The sequence below is a fragment of the Blastococcus sp. CT_GayMR16 genome, from assembly GCF_004570875.1.
Lineage (GTDB): Bacteria > Actinomycetota > Actinomycetes > Mycobacteriales > Geodermatophilaceae > Blastococcus_B.
Genome location: NZ_SPQK01000002.1, coordinates 417079 through 439078 on the forward strand (window position 1 = coordinate 417079; position 22000 = coordinate 439078).

Genomic DNA, 22000 nt, shown 5'->3' on the forward strand with positions numbered 1-22000 from the left:
AAGCCGATGAGCGCGATCCGGCAGGCGAACAGCAAGAGCCTCATGCTCTTCTCCGGGCGGGCCTACCCCGAGCTCACCGATGAGATCGCCGGCCACCTGGGCGTGACCCCGACGCCGACGGCGTCCTACGAGTTCGCCAACGGCGAGCTGTTCGTCCGGTTCGAGGAGTCGGTCCGCGGCTGTGACGCCTTCGTCGTCCAGAGCCACACGGCGCCGATCAACACCTGGCTCATGGAGCAGCTGATCATGGTGGACGCGCTCAAGCGCGCGTCGGCCAAGCGGATCACCGTCGTCGCCCCCTTCTTCCCCTACGCCCGCCAGGACAAGAAGCACCGCGGCCGTGAGCCCATCTCGGCCCGCCTGGTCGCCGACATGTTCAAGACCGCAGGCGCCGACCGGCTCATGGCCGTCGACCTGCACACCGCGCAGATCCAGGGCTTCTTCGACGGCCCCGTCGACCACCTCTTCGCCCTCGACCTGCTCGTCGACCACGTGAAGGCGCGGTGGAGCGACCGCGAGCTCACGGTCGTCTCGCCGGACTCCGGCCGGGTCCGCGTGGCCGAGCGCTGGACCGACAAGCTCGGTGGCACGCCACTGGCCTTCATCCACAAGACCCGCGACCCGATGAAGCCGAACGAGGTCAAGGCCAACCGTGTCGTCGGTGAGGTCGAGGGCCGCGTCTGCGTGATCGTCGACGACATGATCGACACCGGCGGCACGATCGTGAAGGCCGCCGAGACGCTGTTCGAGGCGGGCGCCGCCGACGTCATCGTGACCGCCACCCACGGGGTGCTCTCCGGCCCGGCCATCGACCGGCTGAAGAACAGCCGCGTCAGCGAGGTCATCGTCACCAACACGCTCCCGATCGCACCCGAGCGACAGTTCGACAAGCTCACCGTCCTGTCGATCGCGCCGCTGCTGGCCCGCGCGATCAAGGAGGTCTTCGAGGACGGCTCCGTCACGAGCCTGTTCGACGGCGCTAGTTGATCTGTCGTCCTACCGGACGACACCGCGGCCACGTGCCGTGCCCCTGGTGGGCTGAGCCCCTCTCGTCCCTCCTCTGGGACCCTCCGGGCCCCGTCGTCGGGACCGCTTCGCTGGGTTCCTTGCCCGTCCTTCCTCGGGGGACCCTCCGGGCCCCCGCTCGGCCGGACGGCTTCGCTGGGTTCCTTGCCGGTCCTCCCTCGGGGGACCCTCCGAGCCCCCGCTCGGGCGGACCCCGAGTTCGGGGAAGTAGGGGCCTGGGCCGTGCTTCAGGGGCCTACTTCCCCGAAGTCGGGCCCTGAACGGGTCGGCGGCGGCCGCTCCGGTCGGTCGCGTACCCTGTGCACGTAGCCCGGCGAGGGAGACGGTTCACCCGTACTCCGTGATCGACGTGCGTCTGCCCTCATGGGGTGCCGCGCCCGTTCGCCGGCGCGCAGACCCGATCCACCTCCTGAGGAGCACATCACCGTGGCTGACTTCCGCCTCGAAGCAGAGTCCCGCACCGAGTTCGGCAAGGGCAGCGCACGTCGCACCCGCCGGGCCGGCCGCATTCCCGCCGTCCTCTACGGGCACGGCCAGGACGTCGTCCACCTGTCGCTGCCGGCCCGCGAGTTCGCCGCGGCCCTGCGCAACGGCGGCGCCAACGCCCTGCTGACCATCGTGCTCGAGGGCAAGGAGCAGCTCGCGCTGACCAAGGCCGTCCAGCGGGACCCGCTGAAGCGCACCCACGAGCACATCGACCTGCTCCTGGTCCGCCGCGGTGAGAAGACCACCGTCGAGGTCCCGATCGTCATCGTCGGTGAGGTTGCGCCGGACACGATCCCGAACCACCAGCTGAGCACCGTCTCCATCGAGGCCGACGCCACCAAGCTGCCCGACAGCATCGAGGTCGACGTCACCGGCCGCGCCGCCGGTCAGAACATCACCGCCGGCGACCTCGTGCTGCCCCGCGGCGCGACCCTGATCACCGACGCCGAGTCCCTGGTCATCGGCTTCCTCGGTGCCCCGACCGCCGAGGCCCTCGAGGCCGAGCTGGCCGAGCTCGAGGCCGAGGCCGGCATCGAGCGCGAGGAGTCCGACGAGGAGAAGGCCGAGGAAGCTGCCGCCGAGGGTGGCGACTCCGCCCCGGCCGAGGGCGCCGGCTCCGACGAGTCCTGAGCAGGATCCCCTGACCGACAGCTCGACCCCCGGGGGCGCCGGCACTGCCGGCGCCCCCGGTTCGGGCGTGCCCGAGCGCACGGTGTCCGAGGGGCCGTTCCTGATCGTCGGGCTGGGAAATCCCGGACCGGGCTACGCCGGGAACCGCCACAACGTCGGCGCCATGGTGCTCGACGAGCTCGCCGCCCGCGCCGGCATCCGGCTCTCGGCGGGCAAGGGCGCGCGCTCGCGGGCGCTGGCCGGTGAGGGCCGCCTCGCCGGGCGCCGGGTCGTCCTCGCCCGTCCGCTCACCTACATGAACGAGTCCGGCGGCCCCGTCCGCGGACTGCTCGACTACCACCACCTGCCCGCCGAGGACCTCGTGGTCGTCCACGACGAGCTCGACATCCCGTTCTCAGCCGTGCGGCTCAAGCGCGGCGGCGGCGAGGGCGGGCACAACGGGCTGCGCTCGATCACCCGCTCGACCGGGACGAAGGACTACCTGCGCGTGCGCGTCGGCATCGGCCGGCCCCCGGGGCGGCAGGACGCCGCGGACTTCGTCCTGAAGGACTTCTCCGGCACCGAGCGCAAAGAGCTCGACCTGCTGATCGCCGAGGCCGCCGACGCCGCCGAGGCCCTCCTGGTCCGCGGCCTCGAAGCCGCCCAGAACGAGGTCCATCCCCGCACCTGAGCCCCGACGGCTCCTCCGGGTGACGCCGGTCACGTCGCACGCCTCCATTGGGTGAACGATGATCTTCCGCATTGACGCCTTCATGACTCTCTGTGAATGTTGCTGCGATGTCGGGTCGCCATCTGAGCGAATACGCAGCTCACAGCTGTGGTATTTGATCAACGGGTGGCGCCTTGACTACGCAGTGTCACGGTTTCCGGGGGGAACACCATGCTTCTTGATCAGCGACATGTGGGCGACAAGACGGTCGCACTGACCGCGAGCGCCAGTTCTTCCTTCGCGCTCGCCTCGGCCCGTCCGCGGTCCCTCGCCCGCCGCCCCCAGCCGCGCTGGGTGCGGACGTACACCCTGTCGCTGGTCGCCCTCGAGACCGTGGCCGCAGCCGTCGCCGGCGGCACCGTCGTCCTGAGCAAGGTCGGTTCGCTCGAGGCCTCGCGCCTCCTCTTCTGGGCCGCCGTCGCGCTCGTCGTCGCGTGGCCGACGTTGCTGGGTGCCACTGGCGCCTACGCCGAGCGGGTGTACGGCACCGGTAGCGACGAGTACCGCCGGGTCGGGAAGGCAGGCTTCCTCCTCCTGGCCCTGGCCAGCTTCCTGTCCTACGCCGCCGCCCTGGACCTCAGCCGGGTGTTCGTCGCCGCCGCCATCCCGGCCCTGACGGCCGTCAGCCTCCTCGGGCGCTACGCCGCCCGCATCCAGCTGCGCCGCCGGCGGACCCGCGGGCTGTGCACCAAGCGGGTCGTCGTGGTGGGCCGAGGTGGCGCCGTCCTCGAACTCGCCGGTCGCCTGCAGCGTGAGCACTACGCCGGGCTCAACGTCGTCGCCGCCTGCGTGACACCGGCCGACCGGGCCCGCGTCGCCGAGGAGACCGGCGTGCCGGTGGGCGGTCTGGACGACGTCCTGTCCCTCGCTGCCGAGGTCGACGCAGACACGATCGCGGTGACGTCGGCCAGCGAGACGGCGGCCCAGTACCTCCGGCAGCTCTCCTGGCAGCTCGAGGGCACCGGCATCGAACTGCTCGTGGCCCCGGGGCTCATGGAGGTCGCCGGTCCGCGGCTGCACATCCGGCCGTTCGAGGGCCTCCCGCTGCTGTCGATCGAGCAGCCGCAGTTCGAGGGCTGGCGCCGGGTGATCAAGAGCGGCGTCGACCGCGTCGTCGCCTCGCTGGCACTCCTACTGCTCGCGCCGGTCCTGGGCTCGCTCGCTCTGGCCGTGAAGGTGAGCAGCCCCGGCCCGATCCTCTACCGCCAGGAGCGGGTCGGCCTGAACGGCACGTCCTTCACGATGCTCAAGTTCCGCAGCATGGTCGCCGACGCCGACCGTCAGCTCGACGACCTCCGCGGCGACAACATCTCCGACGGCCTGCTCTTCAAGATGCACGACGATCCGCGGGTCACGCCGGTCGGCCGGCTGCTGCGCCGGCTGTCGCTCGACGAGCTGCCCCAGCTGTTCAACGTGGTCCGCGGGACGATGTCCCTGGTCGGGCCCCGCCCGCCGCTGCCCGGCGAGGTGGCCCGCTACGACACGTCCGTGAGCCGTCGGCTGCTGGTCAAGCCGGGCCTCACCGGCTTGTGGCAGATCTCGGGCCGCAGCGACCTGTCGTGGGAGGAGTCGGTCCGCCTCGACCTGCGCTACGTCGAGAACTGGTCGCTCGCGCTCGACCTGCTCATCCTCTGGAAGACCGGCCGCGCCGTCCTGTCCCGCTCCGGCGCCTACTGAGCGCTTCCGGTCCTTCACCCCGGAGGGGTAGAGCCCCCTCTCAGATGCACCCGAACGATCTACGGTCGTCACAGCACGCGCTCCGTCGACGCCGACGGACCGCAACGGCCCAGCCGTCCTGACGTCGACCGAAACGGACTCCGCACGTGACCTCGATGGACATCGCAATGGTCGGGACCCGTGGGGTCCCCGCCCGTTACGGAGGCTTCGAGACCGCGGTCGAGGAGGTCGGCCGCCGGCTCGCCGCCGCCGGGCACCGGGTCGTCGTCTACTGCCGGACGGCGGCGAAGGACGGCGACACCGAAGCACCGGACCGCTACCTGGGCATGGACCTCGTGCACCTCCCCGCGGCGCGCAAGCGGTCGCTGGAGACCCTGAGCCACTCGGCGCTGTCCGTCGGGCACCTCCTCCGCCACCGCACCAACGCCGCGTTCGTCTTCAACGCCGCGAACGCACCGCTCCTGCCGCTCATCCGCGCCGCCCGGATCCCCGTGGCGACGCACGTGGACGGCCTCGAGTGGCAGCGGGCCAAGTGGGGCGGCGCCGGCCGGCGGTACTACCGGACCGCCGAGGCGATGGCGGTGCGCTGGTCCGATGCGCTCATCGCCGACGCCGTCGGCATCGCCGACTACTACCGCCGCGAGTTCGACGCGCCGACCGCTCTCCTGACCTACGGCGCCCCGCTCATCGCCCCCGGCTCGGAACGGCTGGCCGAGCTCGGGCTGGAACCCGGCGGCTACCACCTCGTCGTCGCCCGCTTCGAGCCCGAGAACCACGTCGACGTCATCGTCGACGGCTACCGGCGCAGCGCGGCCACGAAACCGCTGGTCGTGGTCGGGTCCGCGCCCTACTCCGACGAGTACACGGGGCGCGTGCACGCCCTCGCCGACGACCGGGTCCGGTTCCTGGGCGGGGTGTGGGACCAGACCCAGCTCGATCAGCTCTACAGCAACTGCTTCACCTACCTGCACGGGCACTCCGTCGGCGGCACCAACCCGTCGTTGCTGCGCGCGCTCGGGGGTGGGGCGGCCGTCGTCGCCTTCGACGTGGACTTCAACCGGGAGGTGACCGCCGAGGCCGGGCGCTACTGGCGCGGTGCCGACGACGTCGCCGCGGTGGTGGACGCCGCCGAGGCCGACCCCGCCGGCGTCGCCCGGGACGGCGACCGCGCCCGCGAGCTCGCCTCCGGCTACGACTGGGACGACGTCGCCGCCGGCTACGAGCAGCTGGCCCGCCGCCTGATCGCGCGTGACGTACCCGACAGGCGACCCAGCGGCCGACGCACCGCGGTTGCGCCCCTGGCGGGGAGGCCCGTGACATCCTCGGCCCGCGCGGCGGGGCGGTCATGAGCGCACTTCCGACAGCATCGAGAGCAGAGCGGTCTCCCCGTCAGCGGGGAAGGAACCGACGCGGGGGGAATGACATGACCACGACCAGCCTGAGTCCCACGGCGCCGACCGGCAGCCTCGGGGACACCCTGCGGCGGCTGTCGACGGCACAGAAGGGCGCGAAGGGGGCGCCGGCCTACTCGCGGTTCGTCAACCGCAAGCTGGGACGTGTCCTGGCCGCGCTCGCCTTCCACGCGCGGCTGACCCCCAACGCAGTCACCGGGATCAGCGCCGCGTTCACCGCGAGCGGGATCGCGCTGCTCGCGCTCGCCCGCCCCGGGTGGGGCACCGGCGTGCTGGTCTCCCTGTGCCTGGCCCTCGGCTACGCGTTCGACGCCGCCGACGGGCAGCTGGCGCGACTGCGTGGCGGCGGCTCGCCCGCGGGGGAGTGGCTCGACCACATGGTCGACGCCCTCAAGGTCTCCAGCCTGCACCTGGCGGTGCTGATCGGGCTGTACCGCTTCGAGACCGTCGAGCGGGGCCCGCTCCTGCTGGTTCCCATCGGGTTCTGCATCGTCTCCGCGGTCTTCTTCTTCGGCATGATCCTGAACGACGCACTCCGCGCCCAGCACGGCGTGGCGACCCGCGCCCAGGCGTCGGACGAACGTCCCAGCGTGTCGCGGTCCCTGCTTGTCGCCCCCACCGACTACGGCGTGCTGTGCTGGGTCTTCGTGCTGCTCGGTGCACCGGCCGTGTTCTTCTCGGTGTACTCGTTGATGTTCCTTGCGACGGGGGTCTTCCTGGTGCTGGTCTCGGTGAAGTGGTTCCGCGAGATGGGCCGGCTGCCGCGATGAGTGCCGAGTCGGGGCCCGGGACCGGGACCTCAGCGCCGGCCGACGGCCGGCGCCGGTGGCTGCTCGTCGCCCTCGCCGCGGTCGTGGTGGCTGCCCTCGTCGTGGTCTGGCTGCTCGTCCGCTCGGACGACGATCCGGGATCGGCCGTGCAGTCCGGCACGAGTTCGTCCGCGACGTCGTCGTCGACGCCGTCGGCCAGCGCGACGGAGTCGGCCTCCCCGCCGGCCCCGGGCCCGACCGATGCCAACGAACCACCCCCGGCGCTGCCTCCCGTCGCCCTGGACGCCCGCGGCGAGGTGGGCAACGGGGTCGTGGCCACCCTGCCGTCCATCGACGAGATCCAGAGCGAGGCCCAGGGGCCGGGCAACATCGCCGGTCCGGCCATCCGGGTGACCGTGCGGATCGAGAACGGCACGGCCGAAGCGGTGTCCCTCGGCGGCGTGGCCGTCAACATGTACACCGGCGCGGAGCTCACGCCGGCCTCGCCGCTGGAGGACCCGTCCCGGCGGGAGTTCACCGGGACCCTGGCGCCGGGGCAGTCCGCCGAAGGCGTCTACGTGTTCAGCGTGCCCTCGGACGCGCGGGACTCCGTGACCGTCGAGGTGGGTTACATCGCCGGCGCGCCCCTGCTGCTGTTCACCGGTCCCGTCGGCTGACGCCTGGACTGGAGCGGCGGGCCGGCGGGCACAATTTTCCGGTCCGAGGATTAGGCCAGGTCAGCAGCGGGTACGGCGTTCTGGTTTTCGCCCAGCTCACCTGAACGTCGGTCCACGATTACTCACAGTCATCAATCGGCCCCCATCAGGACCGGTTTACCTGCTCGTTCGTTCGGATGAGTGACGCGGAAGCCTCTAGCGGCCTGCCGAAAGTCACGCTTAGTATCCGCCGACACAGTCCGGGCATTTCCCGGGCGTTCGGATGTGAGAACAGCGGGGGAACCAACGATGGCTGCACGGTTGCAGATCGTGTCCAAGCAGGCTGTGGCGGCGCTTATCGGCTTGTTGCTGGTCGCGGGGGTGTTCACGTTCCTCGCCCCCGGCCAGGCGCGCGCCGACTCTGCGCCGCTCGTGCCGAGCCCGGCCACGCCGGCCACGGTGACCGCGGACGGGCTGCCCACCGTGCAGCACAACGGCGTCGCCTGGTCCCAGGTCGTCGTCGGCGACATCGTCTACGTGGCCGGCCAGTTCTCGCGGGCCAGGCCCGCCGGCGCGGCACCGGGCACGCAGGAGGTCGTCCGCAACAACCTGCTGGCCTACAACATCACCAACGGCCAGCTGGTGACGAGCTTCGCGCCCAGCCTCAACGCCCAGGCCATGGTCATCACGGCCTCGCCCGACGGCTCGCGCCTGTACGTCGGCGGCGACTTCACCAGCGTCAACGGCGTGGCCCGCAACCGGGTCGCGGCGCTGGCGCCGGTCACCGGCGCGCTCGTCACCACGTTCGCCCCGAGCGTCTCGAGCCAGGTCCGCGCTATCGCGGCGACGAACACCGCCGTCTACCTCGGCGGCAACTTCGGCTCGGTGAACGGCAACACCCGTAACCGGCTCGCCGCGGTGCAGGCCTCCAACGGCGCCATCTTGCCGTGGGCGCCTCAGCCGGGCGACGGTCCCACGTCCGGCAACTGGCACCCGAACCCGGCGAACAACACCGCCACGAGCCACGACGTGATGGCCATGGTCGCCACCAACGGCGGCAGCCAGATCGTCGTCGCCGGTCGATTCGACACCCTCAACGGTGCCGACGCCACGGGTGTCGGTGCTCTCGACGCCGCCACCGGCGCCACCCGGCCGTTCACGATCGGCACGATCATCACCAACCAGGGCGTGAACGCCTCCATCTTCAGCCTGTCCACCGACGGCACCAACGTCTACGGCACGGGCTACGACTTCTACGGCCCAGGCAACCTCGAGGGTTCGTTCGCGGTCACGGCCGACGGCGGCAACGTCATCGCCATCAACGACTGCCACGGCGACCACTACTCCGCCTTCGCGACGGGCGGCGCGCTGTACCTCGCCGGCCACCCGCACGACTGCAGCAGCGCCGCGGGCTTCCCGGAGTTCAACCCGCGGATCAACAAGTTCGCCACCGCGGTGACCATCACCGCTGAGGCCGGCGTCGTCGGCAACAACGCCTTCGGCTCCGGTCAGACCCGCGGGTTGCCGGCCGCGAAGATGCTGCCGTGGTTCCCGACCATGAGCCCCGGCAGCTACACCGGCCAGGGCCAGGCCGGCTGGAGCGTCACCGGCAACGACCGGTACGTCGTCTTCGGCGGTGAGTTCCCCCGCGTGAACGGCGTGGGCCAGCAGGGCCTGGTCCGCTACGCGATCCCGAGCCTCGCGACGAACAAGCAGGGCCCGGACTACAACGACGCGCTGCTCCCGACCGCCGTCTCACTGTCGGCCGGCACCGCCCGGATCTCGTGGCAGGCCACGTTCGACAACGACAACGAGAACCTGAAGTACCGCGTCATCCGCGCCGATCGGCCGGCCACGCCGGTCTACGAGACGACCGTCGCGTCCACCTTCTGGAACCGGCCGACCGTCGGCTTCATCGACCGTGGCCTGACCCCCGGCGCGAGCTACACCTACCGCGTCTACGCGATCGACCCGTTCAACAACCAGGCCATGCGCGGCCCGGCGACGGTGACGGTGTCCAACGCGACCGGAGGCGGCGGCCTGTACTCCGACACGGTCCTCGCCGACACGCCCAACCACTACTGGCGGCTCGACGAGGCGGCCGGTGCGGCCAAGTCCTACGACCAGGCCGGCTTCGACGACCTGAACGTGTCCGCCGGTGTCACGCGCGGCGCCGAGGGTGCCCTGGCGGGCACGCCGAACACCTCTGCTGACTTCAGCGGCGCCTCCGACGGGCTGGCGGCCACCGCCGCCGCCGTCCCGGGTCCGCAGGTCTTCAGCGTGGAGGCGTGGTTCAACACGACCACGACCAGCGGCGGCAAGCTCGTCGGCTTCGGCAATCGGAACACCGACCAGAGCGACAACTACGACCGCCACGTCTACATGACCGACGACGGCCGGCTCCGGTTCGGCGTCTACCCGGGCTTCCTGGCGACCGTCGGCAACGACACCCGCTTCAACGACGGCCAGTGGCACCACGTCGTCGCCACGCTCGGCTCGACCGGCATGGCGCTGTACGTCGACGGCCAGGTCACAGGTCAGCGCGGGGACGTCACCACCGCCCAGGACTACAACGGCTACTGGCGGCTCGGTGGCGACACCTCGTGGGAGGGCGGCACCTGGTTCGACGGCCGCATCGACGACGTTGCGACCTACCCGACCGCGCTGACGCTCACCCAGGCCCAGCGGCACTTCGCCGTCGGCAGCACCGGGCAGCCGTTCAACGAGCCTCCGACCGCTTCGTTCACGTCGTCGGCCAACGGCCTCGCGGCGTCCTTCGACGGTTCCGCTTCCGCGGACCCCGACGGCACGATCGCGAGCCGTGCCTGGGAGTTCGGTGACGGCGGTACCGGCAGCGGTGCCACCGCGACGCACACCTACGCCAATCCGGGTACCTACCGGGTGAAGCTGACGGTGACCGACAACCGGGGCGCGACCGCCACGGTGTCGCACGCCATCACCGTGCTGGCCACCGGCACCGCCGGCGGCCCGTACTCGAACGCCGTCCTCAGTGACGGCGCCGCGCACTACTGGCGGCTCGGTGAGCCGTCCGGCGCCGGCTACGACATGGCCGGCCAGGACGACCTCGTGGTCCGGTCCGGCGTGACCCGGGGGACTGCGGGCGCGATCCAGGGCGACGGCGACAAGGCCGCCACGTTCGACGGGTCGGAGTCGGGGAGTGCCTCGATGCAGACCCGGACCTCCGGGCCGAACGTCTTCAGCATCGAGGCGTGGTTCAACACGACCACGACCAACGGCGGGAAGATCGTCGGCTTCGGTAACGAGCAGGCGGGCAACTACAGCTCCAACTACGACCGCCACGTCTTCATGGACGAATCCGGCCGGCTGATCTTCGGTGTGTGGACCGGCGACGCGAGCGTCGTGTACAGCAACCCGGGGCTCAACAACGGGCAGTGGCACCACGTCGTCGCCATGCTCAGCCCGGCCGGGCTGGCCATGTACGTCGACGGTCAGCTGGCCCAGTCGCGCAGCGACATCACCGCGGGCCAGGGCTACGACGGCTACTGGCGGATCGGTGGCGACTCCACCTGGGCCGGCGCGCCGTTCTTCGCCGGCGCCATCGACGACGTGGCGATCTACCCGGCCGCGCTGTCCGCCTCGCAGGTCCAGCAGCACTACACGCTGGCCTCGAACGTGCCGCCGCCGAACCCGGCGCCGGTGGCCGACTTCACCTCCACGGTGAACGGCCTCACGGTGGACGTGGACGGCTCCGCGTCCACGGACAACGGCTCGATCGCCTCGTACGCCTGGGCCTACGAGGGTGGCGGCTCGGACACGGGAGTGACGGCGTCGCACACCTTCGGTGCCACCGGTACCTACGACGTGACGCTGACGGTCACCGACAACCAGGGTGCGACCAACTCGGTGACCAAGGAGGTCTCGGTCACCGCGCCCCCGGCCAACGTGCCGCCGAACGCGGCCTTCACGTCGACGGTCAACAATCTGAACGTCACGGTGAACGGCACGACGTCCAGCGACTCCGACGGGCAGATCAACAGCTACGCGTGGAACTTCGGTGACGGCGGTACGGCCACGGGCGCCACTCCGGCGCCGCACGCATACGCCACGGCCGGCACCTACACGATCACGCTGGTCGTCACTGACGACGACGGGGCCACCGACGACGCCACGGCGCAGGTCGCGGTGTCGGCACCGGCCGGGCCGGTCGTCGTCGCCGCGGACGCGTTCAACCGGACCGGCACCAACGGTCTGGGCACCGCCGACACCGGCGGCGCGTGGACGGCGCTCTACGGCTCGACCCGCCAGTCGGTGAACAACGGCGTCGGCACCTTCAGCCTCGCCGCGGGCACCCAGGCCGCCTCCTACCTGAACTCGGTCAGCGAGACCGGGGTCGACCTGACCAGCACCGTCTGGCTGGGTCAGCAGGCGACCGGGGGCGGCGTGAACGTCCTGATCACCGGCCGTCGGGTGGGGCTGAACCAGGAGTACCGGCTGCGGCTGCGGTTCCTCGCCAACGGGCAGGTGTGGGCGGGCTGGACCCGGCTCAACGGCTCGACGGCGGACACGCTGATCGGCGCAGAGGTGCTGCTCCCCGGTGGGGCCTACGTCGCGGGCACCCCGCTCCGCGTGCGGCTGAACGTCAGCGGCACGGGGACGACGCTGCTGAACGCGCGGATCTGGAATGCCTCGGCGGCGGAACCGACGACGTGGAACCTCGCCCGCACCGACACGACGGCGTCCCTCCAGGCCGCCGGCGGGGTCGGGGTCATGGGGTACCTGTCCGGCGCCGCCACCACGGTGCCGGTGACGGTCAATGTCGCCGCCTGGGAGGCCCGCAGGCTCGGGTGAACTGATCCCTGCGTCCCGTCGCTGGGACCGCTGGAGTCGTAAAAGCCGGGCCGCCCTCACTCAAAGTGAGGGCGGCCCGGCCGCGTAAGGAGCTGTTTTCGCTGGTCGTCACCCAGTCGTGTGACAGAAGGACTCTGGCCGAAGGATGATCGTCACGCTTAGTATTCATGCCAGAGTCCCGCGCCCGACGGCGCGTGGATCCGTAGCACGGGGGGAAACGACGATGAGTGCACTGTGGCTGACTGCGGCCAAGCAGGTGGTGGCGGGCTTCGTGAGCCTGCTGCTGGCGACCGGGGCGGCGATCACGCTGGCACCCGTCGCCGCCAACGCGGACTCGGCTCCGCTGAACCCGGCCGACCCGGGTACGCCGGTGACCGTCACCGCCGATGCGCTGCCCACGGTGCAGATCAACGGTGTGGCGTGGTCGCAGGTGGTCGTCGGCAACACGGTCTACGTCGCGGGGAAGTTCTCGACCGCGCGTCCGGCCGGCGCCGCTCCGGGGACCCAGGAGGTCACCCGCAACAACCTGCTCGCCTATGACGTCCGCACCGGCGAGCTGATCACCAGCTTCGCGCCGAGCCTGAACGCGCAGGCGATGGTCGTGACGGTCTCGTCCGACGGTTCTCGCATCTACGTCGGTGGCGACTTCTCCGCCGTCGACGGCCAGCCCCGCGCACGGGTCGCTGCGTTCAGCACCGCCACCGGTGCGCTCGTGCCCGACTTCCGGCCCAGCATGTTCGGCCAGGTCCGCGCCATCGCGGCCACGACCAGCACCGTGTACATCGGCGGGAACTTCACGGCCATCGGGTCGGCGGCGCGCAACGGCCTCGCGGCCCTCTCGGCCGCTGACGGCTCGCTGCTGCCCTGGGCTCCGCAGCCGGGCGTGGGCTCGACCAGCGGCAACCGGGTGCCCAACAATCCGGCGCTGAACGCCTCCACCAGCGACGACATCATGTCGCTGCTCCTCACCAGCGGCGACACCCAGGTCGTCGCGGCCGGCCGCTTCGACACCCTCAACGGCGTCAAGTCCACCGGCGTCGGCGCTCTGGACGCGGTCACGGGCGCCACCCGCCCGTTCGCGATCGGCAAGCTGCTGACCAACCAGGGCGTGAACTCGGCGGTCTACAGCCTCACCACCGACGGCACCCGGGTCTTCGGCACCGCCTACGACTACTACGGGCCTGGCAACCTCGAGGGCTCGTTCTCGGTGACGGCCGACGGCGGCAACATCCTGGCCATCAACGACTGCCGCGGGGACAGCTACTCGAACTTCGCGACCGGGGGGGCGCTCTACCTGGCCGGCCACCCGCATGACTGCGGCAACATCGGGGGCTTCTCCGAGCAGAACCCGCGGATCAACAAGTTCGGCATCGCCGTCAGCGTGGCCCCCGTTGGTACCGTCGGCTCCCGGACGCTGACCAACAGCAACTTCCGGGGTGCACCGGCCCCGGCGCTTCAGAACTGGTTCCCGACCATGAGCCCGGGCACCTACACCGGTCAGGCACAGGCCGGCTGGAGCGTGGCCGGCAACGACCAGTACGTCGTCTACGGCGGTGAGTTCCCGTACGTGAACGGCGTCGGCCAGCAGGGCCTCGTCCGGTACGCGATGTCCTCCATCGCCCCGAACAAGGTCGGTCCCGCGCAGAACGCCGACCTGACCCCGACGGTGTCCGCCGTCGCCCCGGGTCTCACCCGGCTCTCCTGGACCGCGACCAGCGACCAGGACAACGCGAACCTCACCTACCGGGTCTACCGGGACGGCGACACGACGACCCCGATCGGGCAGGTCACCCAGGCCTCCACGTGGTGGAACCGGCCCACTCTGCGGTTCACCGACGGCGGGCTCACCGGGGGCGACCACCGCTACCTGGTCACCGCCACCGACCCCGCGGGCAACGTGACGTCGTCCGCGTGGACCACGGTGACCGTGGCGGCCGGGGGCAGCGGCCTCCGCGCCTACGAGACCACCGTCCGCGCCGACGGTGCCAGCGGCTACTGGACGCTGGGCGAGTCCAGCCGGTCCACCGCCTACGACCACGCCGGCTCCACCGACCTCGGGGTCGGCAACGGGGTCACCGTCTCCCGTCCCGGTGCGATCTCCGGTGACACGGACACGGCCTACCGGTTCGGCGGGACCAGCAGCGGCATCGTGTACTCGCAGAACGCGACCCCGGCGCCGAACACCTTCACGGTCGAGGCGTGGTTCCAGACCACGGACAGGACCGGCGGGAAGATCGTCGGCTTCGGCAACTCCCGCACCAGCCAGAGCAACACCTACGACCGGCACGTCTACATGGACGCGCAGGGGCGGGTCATCTTCGGCGTCAACTCGAGCCTGAAGCGCACGGTGAGCAGCGCCACCGGCCTGAACGACGGCAAGTGGCACCACGTCGCCGCCTCGCTCAGCCCGGCCGGCATGGCGCTGTACGTCGACGGGAAGCTGGTCGGCTCGCGGGCCGACACGACGACCGGCTCGTCCTACAACGGCTACCTCCGCATCGGCGGTGACCGCAGCTGGTCGGGTGACTCCTGGTTCAACGGGCAGATCGACGACGTCGCGCTGTACACGGCGGCGCTCCCCGCGGACCGGGTGGCCAACCACTTCAGCCTGGGCAGCACCGGCAAGCCGCTGAACCTGGCGCCGGACGCGCGCTTCTCGTCCGCCGCCACGTACCTGGACGCGACGTTCGACGCGACCAGCTCGGTCGACACCGACGGATCCGTCGCGTCCTACGCCTGGACCTTCGGCGACGGCGGCACGGCGACCGGCGCCACGCCGACCCACCCGTACGCCGCTGCGGGCACGTACCCGGTCACGCTCACGGTGACCGACGACGACGGCGCCACGGACACGGCCACCGCGCAGGTGACGGTGCTCGCGCCGCCGCCGAACGTGACGCCGACCGCGGTGCTCGCCGCGACGTCCGACGGACTGGCCGTCTCGGTCAACTCCACGGGATCCGGGGATGCGGACGGCCACATCGTCACCTACACGTGGGACTTCGGTGACGGGTCGTCGGAGTCCGGCGCCACGGCGACGCACGTCTACGCCGCCGACGGCACCTACACCGTGCGCCTGACGGTGACCGACGAGCGTGGTGGCACCGGCACGGCCGAGCAGCAGCTCAGCGTGTTCGCGCCGGTCATCGTCGCCGCGGACGCCTTCAACCGGACCGTCACCGGCGGCCTCGGGACCGCAGACGTCGGTGGCGCCTGGACGGCCGCGTACAACGCCGTCCGGCAGTCGGTGGCGCCGGGTACCGGGACCTTCACGATGGTCCCCGGTGCGCAGGTGGGCTCCTTCCTCAACGGTGTGGCCGAGAACCGTGCCGACCTGGTGACCACGCTGTCGCTGGCGCAGGCGCCGACCGGTAACGGGCTCAACGTCCTGTTCACCGGACGCCGGGTCGCGGTCAACCAGGAGTACCGCCTGCGGCTGCGGTTCCAGGCCAACGGCACGGTCTACGCCGGGTTCACCAAGCTGGCCGGCACGGGCACCGACGTGCTGGTCGGCTCGGAGGTGACCCTGCCCGGCACGTACACCGCGGGCACGGCCCTGCGGGTCCGCCTGGTGGTCACCAGCGGCGCCGACGGCACGACGCAGCTCAGCGCCCGGGTCTCCCCGGCGACGGCGTCGGAGCCGACGGCGTGGACGCTCACGGCGACGGACTCGACCGCGTCGCTGCAGGCGCCGGGCGGCGTGGGCGTCAACGCCTACATGGCCGGCAACGCCGTCGGCACGCTGGCGGTCAACCTGTCCGGCCTCGAGGTCCGACGGGTCCGCTGACCGACCGACCGACCCGCCGGGCGGGGAACGGCGAACCTCGCCGTCCCCGCCCGGCGCGCGGCGTTTACTGGGTCCGCGCCTCAGGCGCGGAACGGGGGAACATGAACAGCGACGCCGCACAGGCCGCACCGCGGCCGGCTGATCCGCCCGTCCGGGCGCGCAGTGGCTCCGGGCGGTCCCGCCTGGTGGGTGCTGTCGTGGCACAGGGCACGCAGGCCCTCGGCGGCCTGGTCCTGTCCGTGGCCGCGGCCCGGCTCCTGGGCGCCGCCGGACTGGCGGTCTTCGCGCTCGTCTACGGCATCATCGTGCTGGCCACGGCCGTGTCCAGCGGGCTGGTCGGCGACTCCTTCGTGGTCCTCGACCGGTCGGACCCGGCAGTCCGCTCCGGTCTGGTCTGGTGGTCGGTGGGCGTGACCGGTGTGGCCGGGGCGATCGCTCTGCCAGCGGCCTGGCTCGGCGGCCTGCCGACGACCGCCGTCCTCGCCTGCGCCGCGGCCACCAGCGCCTTCATGCTGCAGGACCTCGCCCGCCGGGCACTCATGGCCGTGCGCCGCTTCTGGGCCCTGGTCGTGGTCGACGCGATCGGTATCGCGGTCACGCTGGCCGTCATCGCCGCCGGCGCCACCCGTCAGGACGCCAGCCTGGCGCTGATCCTCGCCGGTCTGGCGGTCGGCCAGGTGGTCTCCGTCGCGGTCGCGGTCTGGTTCCTGCGCCGGTCGCTGCGCCGCTGGCTGCCGACCCGGGAGAGCGACCTGCGCCAGGTGTGGCACTTCGGCAGCTGGCAGGCCGCCGGCCAGGCCATCCGGCCCACGGTCCTGACGATCATGCGCACGCTGGTCGTGGTGGTGGCCGGTGCCGCCGCCTACGGCCCGCTCGAGGCGGCGCGGGTCTACACGGCACCGCTGATCGTGCTGATCACCGGCGTGAACTCGTTCATGCTGCCGCACTACGTCGGCCGGCGGGACCGTCCGGTGACGGAGAACCTGCGCGTCGCCGACCGCACCGTCCTCGGGCTCGCGCTGGCCTGCCTCGCGCTCGGCGGCGTCGCGCTGCTCCTCCTGCCGGTCGGTGGGCCGCTCGTGACCGGTGGGGGCTTCGAGGTGCCGGCCCTCGCGGTGGCGGGCTGGTCGGTCTACGCGGCGGCCGGGGCCAGCCTCCTGCCCTATGCGGGCCTGGCGGCGGCGCTCCGTGAGCAGCGGCGTCTGCTCCTGCTGCGGTCCCTGGAGGTGCCCGGACTCCTCGTGGTCGCGCTGGTCGTCCTCCTGCTCCCCGACCACGCCGACCTGGTGCCGTTCGCGATGGCGGTGGGGCCGGCGTCGGTGGCGCTGGCCGTGCGGCAGCGGATCCTCGTGCGGATGGCTGTCGACCGTCCGGCCGGAGTTCCCGCCCCGCGCGATGAGTAACGGCTCCGCGGACCACCGCGCGGTTACAGTCGCACGGTCACCGTCCCCCGACCCGCCGGTGCGCCGTCGGCGCCCGAATGATTGGCCGCCCGTGTCCAGGGTTTCCGCTCGGCTCCTGATCGTCGGTCTCTGCCTGGTCGGCAGCACCGTCGTCTGGCGGCAGGGCACCTACTTCTCCGGGTCGGTCGACCCGGTGGTGGCCGCCAAGGGCCTGCTCAGCCTCATCGGCCTGGCGGTCGCGGTCGGCCTGGCGCAGTCGGCTCCGCGGCGCCCCGTCGGCACCGGCACGCTCTGGTTCGTCGGGGTCTTCCTGCTGTCGTCGGTGTTCGGCGCCGTCACCGGCGGGACGCTGGCGGCCAGCGGGCCGATCGTCGTCCGGGTGGCCATCCTCACCGCCACCGTCTACTTCCTGCTCCGCGCCGCACCGGCCGCCGACGTCATCCGTGCGCTCGTCCGGGCGTGCGCCGTCGTGGCGGTGGTCGCCACGGTCACAGGGGTACCGACGCTCGCCGAGGGCCGGCTGGGCGGTGGCATCCCGCCCCTGAACCCCAACGAGCTGGCCCTGCTGTCCGGCATCGTCGTCCTGGCCGCCGCCTGGCGGATCCTCCGGGGCCACGCGACGTGGCCGGGCAGCCTCACCGTGCTCGGGTTCCTGGTGATCATCTGGCTGACCGGCTCCCGCACCTCGCTGATCATGGTGCTGCTCGGTCTGGCCGTGATGACGATGTACGTCCGTCGTCCCCGCGTGGGTCTGGTCGTCACCCTGCTCTGCACCGCCGCCGTGGCCGTGCTCGTGGTCGCCACGACCGGCGTGGTGGACACCTTCGTCGAGCGCGGCGGCGACGGCACGAGCACGCTCGACTCGCGTCTCATCGCCTGGCGGGCCGCCTGGGGCTGGGCGGAGTCGGCATGGCAGATCGCCTTCGGCGGCGGCCTGTCGGTCAAGTTCATCCCGGTCGCGGGGCAGTGGTGGAACACCCAGCTCCTCGACAGCAGCTGGGTGTCGGCGCTGGTCCAGGCCGGCTGGGTGGGCCTGCTGGTCGCGCTGGCCTGGGTGCTGTGGATCTTCCGTGGCCTGCGGCTGGCGCCCCGGGAGGAGCGCATGCTGTTCACCGGGCTGGCGGTCTTCCTCGTGGGACGCAGCCTGCTCGAGAGCGGGCTGTTCGACGCGACGCCCGGATTCCTCCTCCTCGTGGCGATCTCGCTGCAGGTGGAGGGCGGGACGCGCCTGCGCGCATCCGGGCGGCGGTTGCGCTCGGCCGTGGCCGCCCCGCCCGAACGGCAGCCGGTTCCGTACGGCACCGACCCCGCCACGTCGGACCTCTCCGCGCGCACCGAGTAGCTCGCTGGTTCGCGCAAGGCCCCGTGGCGCGTCAGGTGCTCTGGAGGACCGCGTCCGTCAGTGCGGCCGAGTAGGCCTCGATGGAGAAGCGGGCCCGGGCATCGGCCAGTCCGGCACGGCCCAGCGCGGCAGCCTCCTCCGGGTGGGAGAGCAGACGGATGACCGCGTCGGCGAGCGCCTGCGGGTCGTCCGGATCGACGAGGAGCCCGGTCTCGCCGTCCTTGATCACCTCGGGCAGGCCACCGATCCGCGTGGCGACGACCGGCCGGCCCAGGAGGAGCGCCTCCACGGCCACGAGGCCGAACGACTCCACCCGCGACGGCATGAGCACGACGTCGGCGTCGGCCACGTACGGCGTCGGATCCTGGAAGCCGGTGAAATCGGTGACGTCGCTGACGCCCTCGCTCGCGGCCAGCGCGTGCAGGCCGTCGACGAGGTCCTCGTAGCCGGGATAGCCGTCGCCGACGAGCGTCAGCGTCGCGTCGAAGCCGGCCTTCCGGACCAGTGCGGTCGCCCGGATGGCGATGTCCTGGCCCTTGATCGCCGACAGCCGGCCGACGACGACGAGGCGTCGCGAGCCCGACTTGGGGCCCTGCGGCACGGTGGCGGACCGGGAGGGCTCCCGCACGCCGTTGTGCAGCACGCGGCTGCGACGGGCGACCCGTTCCCCGAGGGAGGACCTGATCCAGGCGAGGGTCCCCTCGCTGTTGGCGAGGACGAGGTGGGCCGCGAGCAGCGGCGACAGGAGCAGCGCGCTGGACGTGCGTGACATCTCCGGCACGCTCTCGTGCAGGTGGCAGACGACGCGGGTCCTGCTCAGCCGGCCGGCGATCAGCCATTCCGGCGCGGCGATCGTGCTCACGTAGAGGACGGCCGGACGCCGCGAGCGCAGCCACGCCGTCAGGGTGGCCACCGAGCGGAGGAACCGGACGAGGAAGACCAGCGCCTTCCACGGCGTCCTGAGCTCGACCTTGCGGAGGACCGGGAAGTCCATGATCTCGTGGGTGATGCCCCGGCCGGCCACCGCGTCGACCAGGGGTCCCTGCTTGGACAGGACGACCAGGACATCGGGGGCCATCGTGGCGATGCTCTCGAGGAACATCCGGTCACTGCCGTAGAGGTCCGCGTGCGGGTGCACCGCGATGATCGTGGGACCGGGAACGTGCGTCGTCATCGCGGCCTCCCTTCTTCACGTCGGACGCGGCTCAGTGCCGGCGCCTGGGGCGGTGCTCATCGGGCAGTGGTCATCGAGCGGTGCTCGCGGCCGCGCGGCACCTCCGGCGCGTCCGCGTGGCGGGCGACCGTCGCTCGACGGGGCCGGCCGTCCGGCCGCGGCGGATGCGCCGGGCCGGACGGTCGGACTCCGCTGATCAGCGGTTGTGCGCGGTGGCACTCCCGAAGATCTTCGTCTTGACCTTGACCGCGGTGTCGTAGTGCCGGGCAAAGGCACGCTTCAGCGGCCCAGCCGCCTCCGGCGACCAACCGGTCGTCCGCGCGACCTGGCTGCCCTCGGCCACGAGCTCGTAGGCGTAGGTGGCGATGGACTTCCGGGTGACGCCGGGCGGGAGCGTCATCTTCTTGAACCCGTGGAACGTGTGGTCGTCGGTCACCATGATCAGTCCACGGTTGAACACCGGCTCGATCGCCCGGGGCTTCTCGTCCGGGCTCGCCTTGATGAGCAGCTTGCCGTCGTACTCGGGCTTCCAGTCCTTGTTCAGGTACAGCAGCACGTTGAGCGTCCGCAGCCAGTTCGAGTGGAGCGGGTGCATGTTGAAGTCCACGTGGGTGTCCAGGAAGCCGCCGTCGCCGCTCTGGTGGAAACCGCCGCCGTGGAAGGCCGGGTCGACGAACAGGTCCTTACCGGTCAGCGTGCTGATGAACTGCTTGAACTGGTCACCCATGAGCGCGTCGTAGAAGGCCTTGCTCGTCGGGCCCTGCTCCGCGACGCTGGACAGCTCGTGCTTGTCGCCGAAGACGTAGTCGCGCGACTTGGGCATCGCGTCGGGCTTGGGGAATTCCTGCAGCAGCTGCTCAGCAGTCGCGGTGTCGAGAAAGTCGTCGATGACCAGGAGCGGGAAAGGATCGCCTGCCTGGAACTCCGGTGCGAGCTCCTCGGCCCGATCAATCCATGCGTTGAACATCGCTACTCCTGTTGTGATTGCCTGCCAGGTCCGTGGAGGCGTCCCACCATCAAGGAGGCGCCCCGTACAGCGACGATAGCTCCAAAGATCGACACTCCGATACGACGATTGACCCCTTGGGGGGACGCAGGACCGCGCCAAGTCGCGGTGTGTGACGGAGGACAAATCCTCTCTCCACAGGGAGTCGGGACATCGCGGTCGAACGGGTCGTCCAGGGCGGTTGGCGGCTCCTGAAAATGGTCGGCCGGAAGCGCTGCGGCCGGCCGCGGGGGAGCGGGACGACGCGTCAGCGCGTCGGCTTGCTGCCGCGGTTCTCGGTGCCGAGCAGCGGGCGGGCGCGCACGGCGGTGGCCGTGTTCGCGTTGCCGGCCGGGGGCGCCGGCGGGGTGCCCATCCGCACCGCGCTGGAGGACCGGTCGCCGGTCTCCGCCGGATCGGAATCGGAATCGGTGGACCGTCCCGGACGCCCGGCAGGAGCGGCCGCGAGGAAGCCCGGCGCAGCCGCCCGGCGGCCCCGCTGGCGCCTGGTCAGGACGACGGCGAGGGGCCGGATCGCCACGGTGCGGAGAATCGCGCGCACCTCCCGCAGGTCGGCGGCGACGACGCGGCCGCTGCGCACCACCAGGACGACGCCCGCGCAGTCCTGGGCGACGCGGCGCCAGACCTTGAGCGGCGCCATCGGGTTCCCGACGTCGATGCGGACCCGGGCGTCGGGGTCGGATTCCGGACCGGTGGTGTCGGGGTCGTACTCGGCCGTGGCCGCTGCGACGCCCCGCACCTTCAGTTCGTCGACGACCTCGGCGGCGAACTCGAGGACCGCGCGGCGCGCGGTCGGCGCCGGTGTCGGCGACAGCAGCAGGATGCGCACCGGCCGCTCCTCCGCCATCAGCTCCAGGCGGCGGGCCAGGGCGCTCGCCGGCCGGCCGGCGAGCGGACTGCGGCGCGCCCGGCCCGGCGGGGCGGTCAGGACGTGCACGTCCTCGTCCTCGCCCCAGGCCTCACGGATGTCCCGGTCGTCGTAGAGGGCGGTGCTCATCCGGCTGCGGGCGATGGCCAGCGCGATGCCGAACAGCAGGCCCACCACGAAGCCCAGTCCCATGACGTACAGCGAGGAGGGGCCGGAGGGGGAGGTCGGCTCGGTGGCGGGGTCGG

The 22000-nt window shown here is 71.8% G+C and carries 14 protein-coding genes; 11 read left to right on the forward strand and 3 right to left on the reverse strand.

Annotated features, from left to right (window positions below):
• Nucleotides 1-6: 6 nt before the first annotated feature.
• The 11 genes from E4P38_RS04720 to E4P38_RS04770 all read left to right on the forward strand — a co-directional run bounded on the left by E4P38_RS04720 (nt 7) and on the right by E4P38_RS04770 (nt 18707).
• Nucleotides 7-987 (forward strand): ribose-phosphate diphosphokinase, encoded by a 981-nt coding sequence (locus E4P38_RS04720; protein ID WP_135130585.1) that lies wholly within the window; start codon nt 7-9, stop codon nt 985-987.
• Nucleotides 988-1452: 465 nt separating this feature from the next.
• Nucleotides 1453-2142 (forward strand): 50S ribosomal protein L25/general stress protein Ctc, encoded by a 690-nt coding sequence (locus E4P38_RS04725; RefSeq protein ID WP_135130586.1) that lies wholly within the window; start codon nt 1453-1455, stop codon nt 2140-2142.
• Nucleotides 2143-2209: 67 nt separating this feature from the next.
• Nucleotides 2210-2812 carry an aminoacyl-tRNA hydrolase gene (gene pth, locus E4P38_RS04730; protein ID WP_245160784.1) on the forward strand — a complete coding sequence of 201 codons (603 nt, stop codon included), beginning with the start codon at nt 2210-2212 and terminating at the stop codon, nt 2810-2812.
• Between the two features lie 231 nt (nt 2813-3043).
• On the forward strand, nt 3044-4528 hold the full coding sequence (locus E4P38_RS04735) for a sugar transferase (protein ID WP_245160785.1): 1485 nt from the start codon (nt 3044-3046) through the stop codon (nt 4526-4528).
• 155 nt (nt 4529-4683) lie between these two features.
• Complete coding sequence (locus E4P38_RS04740; protein ID WP_135130644.1) at nt 4684-5877, forward strand: DUF1972 domain-containing protein; 1194 nt, start codon at nt 4684-4686, stop codon at nt 5875-5877.
• Nucleotides 5878-5951: 74 nt separating this feature from the next.
• A complete protein-coding gene (locus tag E4P38_RS04745; protein WP_135130588.1) occupies nt 5952-6710 on the forward strand; it encodes a CDP-alcohol phosphatidyltransferase family protein in 759 nt (252 codons plus the stop codon).
• The gene (locus E4P38_RS04750; RefSeq protein ID WP_135130589.1) at nt 6707-7366 is read left to right on the forward strand and encodes a DUF4352 domain-containing protein; all 660 of its coding nucleotides are present in this window, start codon (nt 6707-6709) and stop codon (nt 7364-7366) included. The genes E4P38_RS04745 and E4P38_RS04750 overlap by 4 nt, the downstream gene beginning before the upstream one ends.
• 309 nt (nt 7367-7675) lie before the next feature.
• Nucleotides 7676-12175, forward strand: coding sequence for a PKD domain-containing protein (locus tag E4P38_RS04755; protein ID WP_135130590.1), 4500 nt, complete (start codon nt 7676-7678; stop codon nt 12173-12175).
• Between the two features lie 223 nt (nt 12176-12398).
• Nucleotides 12399-15962, forward strand: a complete 3564-nt coding sequence (locus E4P38_RS04760) for a PKD domain-containing protein (RefSeq protein ID WP_135130591.1) — start codon at nt 12399-12401, stop codon at nt 15960-15962.
• Nucleotides 15963-16159: 197 nt separating this feature from the next.
• Nucleotides 16160-17365, forward strand: coding sequence for a hypothetical protein (locus E4P38_RS04765; protein WP_245160786.1), 1206 nt, complete (start codon nt 16160-16162; stop codon nt 17363-17365).
• A gap of 91 nt (nt 17366-17456) precedes the next feature.
• A complete protein-coding gene (locus tag E4P38_RS04770) occupies nt 17457-18707 on the forward strand; it encodes an O-antigen ligase family protein (protein WP_135130592.1) in 1251 nt (416 codons plus the stop codon).
• A gap of 31 nt (nt 18708-18738) precedes the next feature.
• On the opposite strand, the gene E4P38_RS04775 is transcribed toward E4P38_RS04770, so the two are convergent.
• From E4P38_RS04775 to E4P38_RS04785, 3 genes are all read right to left on the reverse strand, one after another.
• The gene (locus E4P38_RS04775; protein ID WP_135130593.1) at nt 18739-19881 is read right to left on the reverse strand and encodes a glycosyltransferase family 4 protein; all 1143 of its coding nucleotides are present in this window, start codon (nt 19879-19881) and stop codon (nt 18739-18741) included.
• A gap of 196 nt (nt 19882-20077) precedes the next feature.
• Complete coding sequence (locus E4P38_RS04780) at nt 20078-20848, reverse strand: 2OG-Fe(II) oxygenase (RefSeq protein WP_135130594.1); 771 nt, start codon at nt 20846-20848, stop codon at nt 20078-20080.
• A gap of 286 nt (nt 20849-21134) precedes the next feature.
• A partial coding sequence (locus tag E4P38_RS04785) for a hypothetical protein (protein WP_209308927.1) occupies nt 21135-22000 on the reverse strand: 866 nt, incomplete at its 5' end.